This window comes from Curtobacterium sp. 22159 (genome assembly GCF_052045775.1).
GTDB lineage: Bacteria > Actinomycetota > Actinomycetes > Actinomycetales > Microbacteriaceae > Curtobacterium.
In genome coordinates this window covers 193,446-207,825 of the sequence record NZ_JBQEPN010000002.1, presented here as the reverse complement: position 1 = coordinate 207,825, position 14,380 = coordinate 193,446, and the positions used below count along the sequence as shown (strand labels likewise).

11 protein-coding genes are annotated in these 14,380 nt (G+C 69.7%); all 11 read right to left on the bottom strand.

Annotated elements, in window-relative coordinates; genetic code table 11:
- Positions 1-250: 250 nt before the first annotated feature.
- Positions 251-616 carry an RNA polymerase-binding protein RbpA gene (locus ACTJKO_RS03095; protein ID WP_440685552.1) on the bottom strand — a complete coding sequence of 122 codons (366 nt, stop codon included), beginning with the start codon at positions 614-616 and terminating at the stop codon, positions 251-253.
- Positions 617-619: 3 nt separating this feature from the next.
- Positions 620-871: a preprotein translocase subunit SecG gene (gene secG / locus ACTJKO_RS03090; protein WP_440685550.1), complete on the bottom strand. Its 252-nt coding sequence runs from the start codon at positions 869-871 to the stop codon at positions 620-622.
- Between the two features lie 119 nt (positions 872-990).
- On the bottom strand, positions 991-1,770 hold the full coding sequence (gene tpiA / locus ACTJKO_RS03085) for a triose-phosphate isomerase (protein ID WP_440685548.1): 780 nt from the start codon (positions 1,768-1,770) through the stop codon (positions 991-993).
- Positions 1,767-2,984, bottom strand: coding sequence for a phosphoglycerate kinase (locus tag ACTJKO_RS03080; RefSeq protein ID WP_440685546.1), 1,218 nt, complete (start codon positions 2,982-2,984; stop codon positions 1,767-1,769). Before ACTJKO_RS03080 ends, tpiA begins: the two co-directional genes overlap by 4 nt.
- Before the next feature lie 4 nt (positions 2,985-2,988).
- Entirely contained in the window at positions 2,989-3,993 is a 1,005-nt protein-coding gene (gap, locus tag ACTJKO_RS03075; RefSeq protein WP_440685544.1) for a type I glyceraldehyde-3-phosphate dehydrogenase, read from the bottom strand.
- Positions 3,994-4,145: 152 nt separating this feature from the next.
- The gene (gene whiA / locus ACTJKO_RS03070) at positions 4,146-5,126 is read right to left on the bottom strand and encodes a DNA-binding protein WhiA (protein ID WP_440685542.1); all 981 of its coding nucleotides are present in this window, start codon (positions 5,124-5,126) and stop codon (positions 4,146-4,148) included.
- 75 nt (positions 5,127-5,201) lie between these two features.
- Positions 5,202-6,089, bottom strand: coding sequence for an RNase adapter RapZ (gene rapZ, locus ACTJKO_RS03065; RefSeq protein WP_440685540.1), 888 nt, complete (start codon positions 6,087-6,089; stop codon positions 5,202-5,204).
- A 103-nt stretch (positions 6,090-6,192) separates the two neighbouring features.
- Positions 6,193-8,220, bottom strand: coding sequence for an excinuclease ABC subunit UvrC (uvrC, locus tag ACTJKO_RS03060; RefSeq protein WP_440685538.1), 2,028 nt, complete (start codon positions 8,218-8,220; stop codon positions 6,193-6,195).
- Positions 8,221-11,235, bottom strand: coding sequence for an excinuclease ABC subunit UvrA (gene uvrA / locus ACTJKO_RS03055; protein ID WP_440685536.1), 3,015 nt, complete (start codon positions 11,233-11,235; stop codon positions 8,221-8,223).
- A 48-nt stretch (positions 11,236-11,283) separates the two neighbouring features.
- Positions 11,284-12,231 carry an SDR family NAD(P)-dependent oxidoreductase gene (locus tag ACTJKO_RS03050; RefSeq protein ID WP_440685534.1) on the bottom strand — a complete coding sequence of 316 codons (948 nt, stop codon included), beginning with the start codon at positions 12,229-12,231 and terminating at the stop codon, positions 11,284-11,286.
- Positions 12,221-14,293, bottom strand: a complete 2,073-nt coding sequence (gene uvrB, locus ACTJKO_RS03045) for an excinuclease ABC subunit UvrB (RefSeq protein ID WP_440685918.1) — start codon at positions 14,291-14,293, stop codon at positions 12,221-12,223. Before uvrB ends, ACTJKO_RS03050 begins: the two co-directional genes overlap by 11 nt.
- Between the last annotated feature and the right edge of the window lie 87 nt (positions 14,294-14,380).

The window sequence follows — 14,380 nt, the reverse complement described above, 5'->3', positions numbered from 1 at the left end:
ACCGCGCCTCCCGTCCGTGTGCGGGGCGCGCGCGGCGGTCGCGGCCCCGCCGATCGCCGAGTGTGCAAAATACGTCACACTCGGCCCGCACTGGCGGCGCATCGTGCCCACTCGGCGAGCGGCATGCGGCGTGTTCTGCGCACTCGCGCAGCCGCGGTCCGCAGCAACCGCCGCGGCGGCCGCCGCCGCGACACTCCCGCGCCCGAAGGCCCCCGCACCRWYGGTGCGGGGGCCTTCGGGCGCGGGAGTGTCAGTCCTGCTTTGCAGTACCGCGACGCTCGCGGAGCTGCTGCAGCGCGTCTTCGAGGAGCTGCGCCGCCTCTTCTTCGGTGCGGCGCTCCTTCACGTACGCGAGGTGCGTCTTGTACGGCTCGGTCTTGGCGACGACGGGAGGGTGGTCCTTGTCGCGGCCAGCCGGGAGCCCGGTCGACGGCGAGTCCACCGTCTCGGGGATCTCCTCTTCCGGGAGGCCGGCGGCGAAGTACCGCACGACCTCGTTGCCGAGGGCGTCCCAGTAGGAGATCGCCACACGCTCGGCCTGGACCCCGCGGTCCTGCTCCCCCATCGGGCCCGCGCCGACGCGCGAACCCCGGATTGCACTGCCTCCGGTTGCCATGGATCAGCTCCCCGCCGTGAACTTGTTGATGAGACCGAGCACGATGATCGACGCGATCCAGACCAGACCGAGGATCACCGTGATGCGGTTGAGGTTGCGCTCGGCGACGCCGGACGCCCCGAGGTTGCTCGTCACGCCGCCGCCGAACATGTCGGAGAGGCCGCCACCGCGACCCTTGTGCAGCAGGATGAGGAGCGTGAGCAGGAGGCTCGTGATCGCGAGCAGGACCTGCAGCACGACGGAGAGAATCGCCACGACGTACCTTTCGTGTCAGTCAGCCTTGCAAGTGTAGCGGGCCGCGCCAGCGACCGGCGAACCCGGGCGGGCGTGGCACGGGCCGGTCGCCGTGTGACGACCGGCCCGTGTCTGGTGGATCAGAGTCCGACGTGCTGACGGAAGCGCGCGATGGCCGCGAACTCCTGCACGTCGAGCGAGGCGCCACCGACGAGCGCGCCGTCGATGTCGGGTTCGCGGAGGAACCCGGCGATGTTGCCCGACTTCACGGAGCCGCCGTAGAGCACGCGGGTCTCGGCAGCGGCTTCGTCACCCCAGGCAGCGGCGATCCCGCGGCGGAGCGCGGCACAGTCCTCCTGCGCCTGCTCGGCCGTGGCGGCCTGACCGGAACCGATCGCCCAGACGGGCTCGTACGCGACGACGATCTCGGAGGGCTTCACCGCGTCGAGGACGACCCGCAGCTGCTCGACCGGGACGACACCCGCGCCGCGCTGCTCGCGTTCCTCGCCGGTCTCGCCGACGCAGACCACCGGCACGAGACCGTGCTTGACGGCCGCAGCGGTCTTCGCGGCGACGATCTCGTCGGTCTCGCCGTGCAGCGTCCGCCGCTCGGAGTGGCCGACGATCACGTACTGCGCGTCGAGCGCCGCCAGGAACGCCCCGGACACGTCGCCCGTGTAAGCACCCGAGTCGTACTGCGAGAGGTCCTGCGCACCGAAGTGGATCGGGAGCTTGTCCGCGGAGATGAGCGTCTGCACGCTGCGGAGGTCGGTGAAGGGCGGGAACACCGCGACCTCGACGTCGTCGAAGTCGTGGCGCGCGTCCTTCAACGTCCACGCGAGCTTCTGCACGGTGGCGATGGCCTGGAGGTGGTCCAGGTTCATCTTCCAGTTCCCGGCGATGAACGGCGTGCGGGTCATCGCGACCACCTCAGCGCCTCGAGACCGGGGAGCGACTTGCCCTCGAGGAACTCGAGGCTCGCACCGCCACCGGTCGAGATGTGCCCGAACTGGTCGTCCGAGAACCCGAGGGACCGGACGGCCGCCGCCGAGTCACCGCCGCCGACGACACCGAGGCCGTCGACCTCGGTGAGCGCCTGCGCGACGGTCTTCGTGCCGGCGGCGAACGCCGGGAACTCGAACACGCCCATCGGACCGTTCCAGAACACCGTCTTCGAGCCGGACACCGCGTCGGCGAACCGCGCAGCCGTCTCCGGTCCGATGTCGAGACCGATGCCGTCGGTCCCAAAGGACGAGGACTCGATCGCGTCCGCGGCGACCGTCTCGTGCGACGCATCGGCCGAGAAGCCGGACGCCACCACGACGTCGGTCGGCAGGTCGATGGTCACGCCGAGCTCCTGCGCACGCGAGAGGTACTCGCGCACGGTGTCGAGCTGGTCCTGCTCGAGCAGCGACTTCGCGACCCCGTGGCCCTGGGCCGCGAGGAACGTGAAGAGCATGCCGCCGCCGATGCAGAGCGTGTCCACCTGCGGCAGGAGGTGGTCGATGACGCCGAGCTTGTCGCTGACCTTCGATCCGCCGAGCACCACCGTGTAGGGACGCTCCGGCGAGGACGTCAGCCGCTCGAGGACGCCGAGCTCGGTCTCGATGAGCGAGCCCGCGGCCGACGGCAGCGCCGACGCGAGCTCGTAGACCGAGGCCTGCTTGCGATGCACGACACCGAAGCCGTCGGAGACGAAGGCGTCGCCGAGCGCAGCGATCCGGTCGGCGAAGCCGCCGCGGACCGCGGCGTCCTTCGAGGTCTCCTCCGGGTTGAAGCGGAGGTTCTCGAGCAGCAGGACGTCGCCGTCGCCGAGGGCCTCGGCGGCCGCGGTCGCCTCGTCGCCGACGGTCTCACCGACGAACGTGACCTCTTTGCCGAGCAGCTCGGAGAGCCGCTGGGCGACCGGTGCGAGCGAGAACTCCGTCTTGGGCTCGCCGTCGGGGCGGCCCAGGTGGGAGATCACGATGACACGGGCACCGGCGTTGATGAGGGTGTTCAGGGTGGTAAGCGACGCCCGGACGCGGCCGTCGTCCGTGATCGTGCCATCCTTGAGCGGGACGTTCAGGTCACAGCGGACGACGACGCGCTTGCCGGCGAGGTCGCCGAGGTCCCCGAGGGTGCGGAGCGCCATCTGCTTAGAGCCGCTCGCCCACGTACTCGGTGAGGTCGACGAGGCGGTTCGAGTAGCCCCACTCGTTGTCGTACCACGAGGTGATCTTCACGAGGCCGCCGATGACCTTGGTCAGGCCGGAGTCGTAGATCGAGGAGTGCGGGTCCGTCGTGATGTCGGTCGACACCAGCGGGTCCTCGCTGTAGAGGAGGATGCCCTTGAGCGGACCCTCGGCTGCCTCCTTGTAGGCGGCGTTGATCTCGTCGACGGTGACCTCGGCCTTGGTCTCGAGGGTGAGGTCGGTGATCGAGCCGGTGGGGACCGGGACGCGCAGCGCGAAACCGTCGAGCTTGCCCGCGAGCTCCGGCAGGACGAGGCCGATGGCCTTCGCCGCACCGGTCGAGGTCGGGACGATGTTGAGCGCGGCGGCACGGGCGCGACGCGGGTCCTTGTGCGGGCCGTCCTGGAGGTTCTGGTCGGCCGTGTACGCGTGCACCGTCGTCATGAGGCCACGCTCGATGCCGAACTTGTCGTTGAACACCTTGGCGAGCGGCGCGAGGCTGTTCGTGGTGCAGGACGCGTTCGAGATGATGTGGTGGTTCGCCGGGTCGTACTGGTCCTCGTTCACGCCGAGCACGATGGTGACGTCGTCGCCGGTGGCCGGGGCGGAGATGATGACCTTCTTGGCACCCGCGTCGATGTGCTTCTGCGCGTCGGCGGCCTTGGTGAAGAAACCGGTGGACTCGATGACGATGTCGACACCCAGCTCGCCCCAGGGGAGGTTGGCGGGGTCGCGCTCCGCGAGGACCTTGATCGCCTTGCCGTCGACCACGATGTTGTCGCCGTCGAGCTCGACCGTCGCCGGGAGCTTGCCGGTGATGGAGTCGAACTTCAGCAGGTTCGCGAGGGACGCGTTGTCGGTGAGGTCGTTCACCGCCACGATCTCGAGGTCGCTGCCCTTGGCCAGTGCGGCCCGGAAGAAGTTACGGCCGATGCGGCCGAAGCCGTTGATACCGATCTTGACGGTCAATGGATCTCCTGGTGGGTGTGGAGCGCCCAGGGGGCGCTGCTTTTCGGAGTCGAAGGCCCTTCGGGCCCACGTGTGGTGGACGATACGCCCCGTAACGTCGCCGTAACGACCCTAGCAGTCGGAGGTTGCGCGGCCGCGCGAGATGACGCCGCTCAGGCGCCCTCGAGCTCCTCCGGCACGCTCGCCTCGGTCCCCGGGATCCCGAGGTCGGAGGCGCGCTTGTCCGCCATCGCGAGCAGGCGGCGGATGCGCCCCGCGATCGCGTCCTTCGTCATCGGCGGCTCGGCGTGCTGCCCGAGCTCGTCGAGCGACGCGTCGCGGTGCTGCAGTCGCAGCGCGCCGGCGTACTTGAGGTGGTCGGGGACCTCGTCGCCGAGGATCTCGAGCGCACGTTCGACCCGGGCGCACGCGGCGACGGCGGCCTGTGCGGAACGGCGGAGGTTGGCGTCGTCGAAGTTGACGAGGCGGTTCGCGGTCGCGCGGACCTCGCGACGCTGCCGCATCTCCTCCCACTCGGCCGTGGTGCGGGCGGCGCCCATCACGGTGAGCATCTGACCGATGGCCTCGCCGTCGCGGATGACCACGCGGTGCACGCCACGGACCTCTCGTCCCTTGGCGGCGATGCCGAGCCGGGACGCCGCACCGACGAGCGCCATCGCGGCCTCGTTCCCCGGGCAGGTCACTTCGAGCGCGGCCGCGCGGCCCGGGTCGGTCAGCGTGCCGGAGGCGAGGAACGCGCCGCGCCAGATGGCGGCGAGGTCCTCGCGGTTGCCGGTGGTGAGCCGGTTCGGGAGCCCGCGCACCGGACGGCGACGAGCGTCCATGAGCCCGGTCTGCCGCGCGAGGGTCTCCCCCGCCTCGAGCACGCGCACGAGGTACCGGGTGCCACGACGGGCGGACGCCGACGACCCCACCGACGCCTCGCTCCGCACGCCGTACAGCTCGGCGAGGTCCTTCCGCACGCGGTGCACGATGATCCGGGTGTCGAGTTCGACCTCGACGGCGATCCTGCCGGAGATGACGTGCAGGCCACCCGCGAACCGCAGGATGGTCGCGAGTTCGGCGGCGCGGACCGTGTTCCGGTTCACGACGACCCGGGCCAGTTCGTCCTTGACCTCGGCAGTCAACGGCACAGCATCATTCCTAACGTTTCTTCTGGTGGGGTCCGCGTGCCCGGCGCACGTCGTGTGGAGCGGCCGGAGGGACGGTCACTCCCGGCCGAGATCTCGGTTCTTCACACGCACGGCGACGTCGGGCACCCCGCGGAGGAGGTTCGCCAACTCGGCGACGATGGCGACCGAGCGGTGCTTGCCGCCGGTACAGCCGATGGCGATCGTAGCGTGTCTTTTGTTCTCGCGCTGGTACCCCTCGAACACCGGCTCGAGGACGGCGGCGTACCGCTCGACGAACGAGCGCGCTCCGGGCTGCGCGAGCACGTAGTCGGACACCGGCCGTTCCAGGCCCGTGTGGGACCGGAGTTCCGGCACCCAGTACGGGTTCGGCAGGAACCGCACGTCGGCGACCATGTCGGCATCGGCGGGCAGACCGTACTTGAACCCGAAGCTCATCAGCGTCACCTGGACGCCGACGAAGTGGTCGTCCGCGAACTGCTCCGTCACCCGGTTGGCCAGCTGGTGGATGTTCAGGTCCGAGGTGTCGATGACGACGTCGGACGCCTCGCGCAGTGCCGCGAGCCGCTCGCGTTCGCGGGCGATGCCGTCGAGGAGCGTGTCCTCGCCCTGCAGCGGGTGCGGACGTCGCACCTGCTCGAACCGGCGCACCAGCACCGCGTCGGTGGCCTCGAGGAAGAGCACGCGGACCCGGGCGGACGTGCTGTTGCGCACGCGCTCGACCGCCTGCTCCGGGTCGGTGAAGAAGCGGCCGCCGCGGACGTCCACCACCGTGGCGATCTTGGGGATCTTCTCGCCCGCCCGGTCGGCCAGCTCGGTGAGGGGCGCGAGCATCTGCGTCGGCAGGTTGTCGACCACGTACCAGCCGAGGTCTTCGAGCGCCTTCCCGACCGTCGAGCGGCCGGCACCGGACATGCCGGTGACGATGAGGATGTCGTGCTGTTGCGACGTGGCGCTGTCGGTCATCTGGGAGTGGGCTCCGTCGTGGCGGCCCGGGCGCGTCGCCCGGGGAGGTCTCGGCTGCGGGTCCAGGCTACCGTCCAGGGGGTCCCGGGAGGCACGGGTTCCGTCACGAGGGCAGGTGCGGACCGTCGTGGGTCACCTCGGGGAGACGAGCCGCGCCTCCTGGCCCGCTCGCCAGGTCGTCGGCGACCTCGTCCGTCTCCGGTGCGCTCACCGGGCTGGGCGCGCTCGACGCGCTCGTCGGCGTCTGCGCCAGCTTCGCGACGACCGCGGCCGCGGTGGCCGGACCGACGCCGTTCACCTCGCCGATCTCCTCCGCCGTGGCCTCGCGCAGTCGCGCGACCGAGCCGAAGTGCTTGAGCAGCGCGTTGACGCGGGTCGGACCGAGGCCGGGGATCTCCGACAGCCGCGACCGGACGTCGCGCTTGCGCCGGGTGCGCTGGTGGGTGATCGCGAACCGGTGGGCTTCGTCACGGATGCGCTGGATGAGGAACAGCGCCTCGGAGTTGCGCGGCAGGATCACCGGGAAGTCGTCGTCGGGCAGCCAGAGCTCCTCGAGTCGCTTCGCGATGCCGACGAGCGCGATGTCGTGCACACCGGCCTCGTCCATCGCACGCTTCGCTGCCTGCACCTGCGGCTGGCCACCGTCGACGATGAGCAGCTGCGGCCGGTAGGCGAACCGCTTGGTGGGCTTCGACCCCTCGACGACCTCGTCGCTGGTGACGTCCGGGACGTCGGGCACGGCGGCGTCCTCGTCGAGGCGGGCCAGGCGTCGCGTCAGCACCTGGTACATGCTGTCGGTGTCGTCCGTGGTCTCGGCGATCGTGTACCGCCGGTACTGGTCCTTGCGCGGCAGCCCGTCCTCGAACACGACCATCGACGCGACGACGTTGGTGCCCTGCAGGTGCGAGATGTCGTAGCACTCCATGCGGAGGGGCGCCTCGGTCATGCCGAGCGCGTCCTGGATGTCGGCCAGCGCCGCCGAACGCGTGGTGTAGTCGGCGGAACGCTTCGTCTTGTAGAGCATGAGCGCCTGTGCCGCGTTCTGCGCCGCCGTGCGGGCGAGCCCGGCCCGGTCGCCCCGCTGGGCGGTGCTGAGCTTCGTGCCCCGACCGCCGCGGCGTTCGCTGAGCCACTGCTGCAGCGCGTCGGCGTCCTCGGGGAGCTCGGGCACCACCACCTCGCGCGGGGGTTCCTCACCCGTTGCGTACTGTCCCTGCACGATCTGCTCGACGAGGTCCCCCGTCGAGATGTCGAGTTCCTTGTCCACGACCCACCCGCGCACACCGCGGATGCGGCCGCCCCGGACGGAGAACAGCTGCACCGCGGCGGCGAGTTCGTCCTCCGCGACGCCGAACAGGTCGAGGTCGACCGAGTCACGGAGCACCACGGCGGACTTCTCGAGGACCGCTTCGAGCGCCTCGACCTGGTCACGGTACTTCGCGGCCTGCTCGTACTGCATGGCGTCGGCCGACGCGGCCATCCGCTGCCGGAGCTGCGTGATCACGCGACGGTCGTAGCTGCTCATGAAGCGGACGAACTCCTCGACCATCGCCCGGTGCTCGGCGATCGTCACCTTCTGGGAGCAGGGTCCGCCGCACTTGCCGATCTGCCCGGGGAAGCACGGCTTCCCCGTCTGCATGGCCTTCTTGTAGGAGGAGTCCGAGCAGGTGCGGATCGGGAACACCTTGATCATGAGGTCGATGGTGTCGTGCACCGCCCAGATCTTCGGGTAGGGCCCGAAGTACTTCGCGCCCTTGATCTTCCGGTTCCGGGTCACCATCACCCGCGGGGATTCCTCCCCCAGGGTGATCGCCATGTACGGGTACGACTTGTCGTCACGGAACTTGACGTTGAACGGCGGATCGAACTCCTTGATCCAGGTGTACTCGAGCTGCAGCGCCTCGATCTCGGACCCGACCGTGGTCCACTCCACGCTCCGCGCGGTGAGGACCATCCGTCGGGTGCGCTCGTGGAGGGTCGGCAGCGGAGCGAAGTAGTTGCTGAGCCGCGCGCGGAGGTTCTTGGCCTTCCCGACGTACAGCACCCGACCGGCCTCGTCACGCCAGCGGTAGACGCCGGGGTCGGTCGGGATCTCCCCGGCCTTCGGGCGCCAGGGAACGGTGTCCGCCACCTACCGAGCACCCGCCTTCTGCTTCGACTTCGAGGCCTGCCGAGCGCCCACGGCCTGCTCCTTGCCGACCCGGGCGTCCTGCGCGTCGAAGATCTCGCGCAGGAAGACACCCGTGTGGCTCTCCGGGACGTCGGCAACGTGTTCGGGCGTCCCGGTCGCGAGCACCGTGCCGCCGCCCGAGCCGCCTTCCGGGCCCATGTCGATGAGCCAGTCGGCCGACTTGATGACGTCGAGGTTGTGCTCGATCGTGATGACGGTGTTGCCCTTGTCGACCAGACCCTGCAGCACGAGCAGGAGCTTGCGGACGTCCTCGAAGTGCAGGCCCGTCGTGGGTTCGTCGAGCACGTACACCGTGCGCCCGTTGGACCGGCGCTGCAACTCGGTCGCGAGCTTGACGCGCTGTGCTTCGCCGCCGGACAGGGTGGTCGCGCTCTGCCCGAGGCGGACGTAGCCGAGTCCGACGTCGACGAGCGTCTGCATGTACCGGTGGATCGCGGAGATGGGCTCGAAGAACACCGCAGCCTCGCTGATCGGCATGTCGAGGACCTCGGAGATGTCCTTGCCCTTGTAGTGCACCTGCAGGGTCTCGCGGTTGTACCGAGCGCCCCCGCAGACCTCGCAGGCGACGTAGACGTCGGGCAGGAAGTTCATCTCGATCTTGATCGTGCCGTCGCCGGAGCAGTTCTCACAGCGGCCACCCTTGACGTTGAAGCTGAAGCGACCGGGCTGGTAGCCGCGCGCCTTCGCCTCGGGCGTCTCGGCGAAGAGCTGTCGGATCCGGTCGAAGACGCCCGTGTACGTGGCCGGGTTCGACCGCGGCGTGCGGCCGATCGGAGCCTGGTCGACGTGAACGACCTTGTCGAGTTGGTCGAGGCCCTTCACCCGGGTGTGCTTGCCCGCGATGTGCCGCGCCCCGTTGAGCTGGTTCGCGAGCACCTTGTACAGGATGTCGTTCACCAGGGTCGACTTGCCCGACCCGCTCACCCCGGTGACCGCCGTGAAGACCCCGAGCGGGAAGTCCACGTCGATCGACTTGAGGTTGTTCGCCCGGGCGCCCTGCACGCTGATCGTGCGCTTCGGGTTGATCGGGCGGCGCTCCGCCGGCACCTCGATCGCCCGACGACCCGCGAGGTAGTCACCGGTGATCGAGTCGTGGTTCGCGATGATGCCCTCGTACGAGCCGGAGTGCACGACGTTGCCGCCGTTCACGCCGGCGCCCGGACCGATGTCGACCACCCAGTCGGCCGTGCGGATCGTGTCTTCGTCGTGCTCGACGACGATGAGGGTGTTGCCGAGGTCCTTCAGCTTGACGAGGGTGTCGATGAGCCGGCGGTTGTCGCGCTGGTGCAGCCCGATGCTCGGCTCGTCGAGGACGTACAGCACGCCGGTCAGGCCCGAACCGATCTGGGTCGCGAGGCGGATGCGCTGCGCTTCCCCGCCGGACAGCCCACCCGCGCCGCGCGCGAGGGTCAGGTAGTTGAGCCCGACCTCGAGCAGGAACTCGAGACGCGCCCGGATCTCGCGGAGGACCGCGGCGGCGATGTGCGCTTCACGGTCGGTCAGGGTGAGCTCGTCCATGAACGCGTACGCGTTGTCGAGGGACATCTCCGTGACGTCCGCGATGCTGCGACCGTCGACGGTGACCGCGAGCACCTCGGGCTTGAGGCGCGTGCCCTCGCACACCGGGCAGGGCACTTCACGCAGGTAGCCCTGGAAGCGCTGCCGCTGCGAGTCGGACTCCGCCTCGGCGAACTTCCGTTCGATGTAGGGCATGACGCCCTCGAACCCGCTGGTGTACCGCATCTCGCGGCCGAACCGGTTCCGCCAGGAGACCGACACCTGGAAGTCCTTGCCGGTGAGGATCGCCGCCTGGACGGACGGGTCGAGTCGGTTCCACGGGGTGTCCAGGTCGAACCCGAGGTCCTTGCCGAGGCCGGCGAGGAGCTTCTCGAAGTAGGAGTACAGACCGCTCGTGCCCGTCCAGGGCAGCAGGACGCCGTCGCGCAGGGACGCTTCGGGGTCCCCCAGGACGAGATCCGGGTCGACGGACATGCGGGTGCCGAGGCCCGAGCACTCGGGGCAGGCACCGAACGGCGCGTTGAACGAGAACGTGCGGGGCTCGATCTCGGTGAGTGCCAGCGGGTGGTTGTTCGGGCAGGAGAGGTTCTCGGAGTACGTCCGGACCGCGCCGGGCCCCTCGGCGTCGACGAGGTCGATCGCGACGGTGCCGTCGGTCAGGCGAAGAGCCGTCTCGAGCGAGTCGGTCAGACGCCCGAGGATGTCGTCGTTCGCGACGAGTCGGTCGACCACGACCGAGATGTCGTGCTTGACCTGCTTCTTGAGCTTCGGCGGGTCGCTGAGCTGGATGCGCTCCCCGTCGACGATCGCGCGGGCGTAGCCGGACGCCGCGAGCTCTTGGAAGAGGTCGACGAACTCGCCCTTCTTCTTCGAGATCACCGGCGCGAGCACCTGGAACCGGGTGCCGGACTCGAACTCCATGAGCTGGTCGGCGATCTGCTGCACGCTCTGCTTGCTGATGACCTCACCGCAGACGGGGCAGTGCGGGACGCCGATGCGCGCCCAGAGCAGGCGCATGTAGTCGTAGACCTCGGTGATGGTGCCGACGGTCGACCGCGGGTTCCGGTTCGTCGACTTCTGGTCGATCGACACCGCGGGCGAGAGCCCTTCGATGAAGTCGACGTCCGGGCGGTCGACCTGCCCGAGGAACTGACGGGCGTAGGCGGACAGCGACTCGACGTAGCGGCGCTGGCCCTCGGCGAAGATCGTGTCGAACGCGAGCGAGGACTTGCCGGAGCCGGACAGACCGGTGAACACGACGAGCGAGTCACGCGGGATCTCGAGGTCGACGTCGCGCAGGTTGTGCACGCGGGCACCGCGCACGCTGAGCGTGGAGGTGCTGTGCGGCGCCGTACCGCCCGGGAGGTGGAGGTCTGCGGGCTCGCCGAAGGCGTTCCGGCCCGACGTCGAGGTACCGCGGTCAGAGGTGATGGTCATCGCCGTCGATTCTACGAAGCGGCACCGACATTCCGCCGCGAACGGCGGTCAGACGAGTGCGTCGAGAGCGAACGCGACGCCCGCGGCGCGCTCGCTCGCGGCCCAGAGCCGAGCGGCGGCGATCCGGTCGTGCGCGCGCGGCTCGGCCGGCACCACCGCGGCCGGACCCCGCAGCTGCATGCGGCCGGACGGTCCCCAGTACTGCCCCGACCGGACGTCGGTGCCGACGGCGGCGTGCACCAGCGGATCCGCTCCGGCGTCCTTGCCCTGGGCGTACCAGCGCTGCGCCGGGCGCGTCCACGCCGGTTCCGGCCGGGAGGACGTGACGTCGGGACGCTCGGGCGAGAGCACGTCGATTGAGAACCCGGGGTGCGCGACCACGCTCGCCACCGTGGACCCGGCGTCCGCGAGGCGCTGCGCGAGCTCGAACCCGAAGAGCATCACGGCGAGCTTGCTGCGGCCGTACTGTCGGTAGCTCGCGTAGTGGCCGGCACCGAGCGGGTCGGTCGGGTCGAGCCGGACCCAGCGGTGGGCGATGGAGCCGAGGTGCACGACGCGACCGTTCCGGCGTTCGACCAGCGGGAGGGTCAGGGCCGTCCACGCGAAGTGACCGAGGTGGTTCGTCCCCATCTGGAGTTCGGTTCCCTGGGGTGTGTGCTGCACGGCGGCCGAACCGACGACGCCCGCGTTGTTGAGGAACGCGTCCACGCCGTCCGGGTGGCGTCCGGCGAGGGTGTCCGCGGCGGACCGGACGCTGTCGAGGTCGGCGAGGTCGAGGTGGAGGTGCTCCAGCTCGGCTCCGTCCACGTGCCGACGGATGCTCCGTTCAGCGGCGGCGGCACGACCGGCATCTCGCGTGGCGAGCACGACGCGGTGTCCGGCGGCCGCCAGCTGCTCCGCGGCGAAGTACCCGAGCCCCGCGCTCGCCCCGGTCACGACGACCGTGCGCCGTCCGGCGTCGTGCTCGGTTCCGGCGTCGGCCCGGTCAGCGGACATGACCGGCGGACTCCATCTGCCGGAGCGCCTTCTTCAGGTCCTGCACCTCGTCGCGGAGCCGCGCGGCGAGCTCGAACTTCAGCTCCGCCGCGGCCTGCAGCATCTGGTCGTTCAGGTCCGCGATGGTCGCCTCGAGCTGGGTCGCACCTTCGCCGGCGATGCCCTCGCGCCGCAGGTTCGGCGTCGGGGAACGACGGCCGTCGGCACCCGGGCGTCCCTCCAGCAGGGCCTTCGTGTCGTCGTTCTCGCGGGCGAGGACCTCGGTGATGTCGGCGATCTTCTTGCGGAGCGGCTGCGGGTCGATGCCGTGCTCGGTGTTGTACGCGACCTGCTTCTCGCGGCGGCGGTCCGTCTCGTCGATCGCGGTGCGCATGGAGTCCGTGATCTTGTCGGCGTACATGAGCACCTGGCCGGACACGTTGCGTGCGGCGCGACCGATGGTCTGGATGAGCGACGTCGACGAGCGGAGGAAGCCTTCCTTGTCGGCGTCGAGGATCGCCACGAGGGAGACCTCGGGCAGGTCGAGCCCTTCCCGGAGCAGGTTGATGCCGACGAGCACGTCGTAGACGCCTTGGCGCAGCTCGGTCAGGAGCTCGACGCGCTTCAGGGTGTCGACGTCGGAGTGCAGGTACCGCACCCGGACGCCCGCGTTGCCGAGGAAGTCGGTCAGCTCTTCCGCCATGCGCTTCGTCAGCGTCGTCACGAGCACGCGCTCGTCCTTCTCGACGCGCTGCTGGATCTCCTCGAGCAAGTCGTCGATCTGGCCGTCGCTCGGCTTCACGACGATCTCGGGGTCGACCAGGCCGGTCGGACGGATGATCTGTTCCACCACGCTGTCGGTCACACCGAGCTCGTACCGCCCCGGCGTCGCGGAGAGGTAGACCTTCTGCCCGGAGCGCTCGAGGAACTCTTCCCACGTGAGCGGGCGGTTGTCGAGGGCGCTCGGCAGACGGAACCCGTGCTCGACCAGCGTGCGCTTGCGGGAAGCGTCGCCCTCGTACATCGCGCCGATCTGCGGGACCGTCACGTGGGACTCGTCGATGACGATGAGGAGGTCGTCGGGGAAGAAGTCGAGGAGGCAGTGCGGGGGCTCACCGGCGGCCCGGCCGTCCATGTGTCGCGAGTAGTTCTCGATGCCGGAGCAGAACCCGATCTGCTCCATCATCTCGATGTCGAACGTGGTGCGCATCCGGAGCCGCTGCGCCTCGAGCAGCTTGCCCTGCCCCTCGAGCTCGGCGAGCCGTTCGGCCAGTTCTTCCTTGATGGTGCCGATCGCCCGGTGCATCACGTCCGTGTCCGCGACGTAGTGCGACGCCGGGAAGATCGAGACAGCGGGCATGTCCTCGATCACGTTGCCCGTCAGGGGGTGCAGGTACGAGAGCGCTTCGACCTCGTCGCCGAACATCTCGATGCGGATCGCGTGCTCTTCGTACATCGGGATGATCTCGAGCGTGTCGCCGCGGACCCGGAAGGTGCCGCGCGCGAAGTCGACGTCGTTGCGCTGGTACTGCATGGCCACGAACTTGCGGACGAGCTGGTCCCGCGAGATCGTCTGGCCGACGTGCAGTGCGACCGACGCGTTCATGTACTGCTCCGGGGTGCCGAGACCGTAGATGCAGGACACGGTGGAGACCACGACGACGTCCCGCCGGCTGAGCAGGGAGTTCGTCGTCGAGTGCCGGAGTCGTTCGACCTCGGCGTTGACCGAGGAGTCCTTCTCGATGAAGGTGTCCGTCTGCGGGACGTACGCCTCGGGCTGGTAGTAGTCGTAGTACGAGACGAAGTACTCGACGGCGTTGTTCGGCAGCAGCCCGCGGAACTCGTTCGCGAGCTGCGCGGCGAGCGTCTTGTTGTGCGCGAGCACGAGCGTCGGCCGCTGCACCTGCTCGATGAGCCACGCGGTCGTCGCGGACTTGCCCGTCCCCGTGGCGCCGAGCAGCACGACGTCCGTCTCACCGGCGTTGATCCGGCCCGCGAGCTCGGCGATCGCCGCGGGCTGGTCACCGCTCGGCGAGTACTCGCTGACGACCTCGAACGGGCGGACCGCGCGCGTGGGCTCGATTGACACTGCCATGCCATCAACGGTAGCCGGGACCCCTGACACCGGAGCCCCGTGCTCGCCCTCGGCGTATCGTCCACTGTAAGCAGG

Bases quoted from the DNA above. Each gene is read 5' to 3' on its own strand.
- ACTJKO_RS03095 (WP_440685552.1), bottom strand. From the start codon at position 616: ATGGCAACCGGAGGCAGTGCAATCCGGGGTTCGCGCGTCGGCGCGGGC.
- tpiA (WP_440685548.1), bottom strand. From the start codon at position 1,770: ATGACCCGCACGCCGTTCATCGCCGGGAACTGGAAGATGAACCTGGAC.
- ACTJKO_RS03080 (WP_440685546.1), bottom strand. From the start codon at position 2,984: ATGGCGCTCCGCACCCTCGGGGACCTCGGCGACCTCGCCGGCAAGCGC.
- rapZ (WP_440685540.1), bottom strand. From the start codon at position 6,089: ATGACCGACAGCGCCACGTCGCAACAGCACGACATCCTCATCGTCACC.
- uvrA (WP_440685536.1), bottom strand. From the start codon at position 11,235: ATGACCATCACCTCTGACCGCGGTACCTCGACGTCGGGCCGGAACGCC.
- ACTJKO_RS03050 (WP_440685534.1), bottom strand. From the start codon at position 12,231: ATGTCCGCTGACCGGGCCGACGCCGGAACCGAGCACGACGCCGGACGG.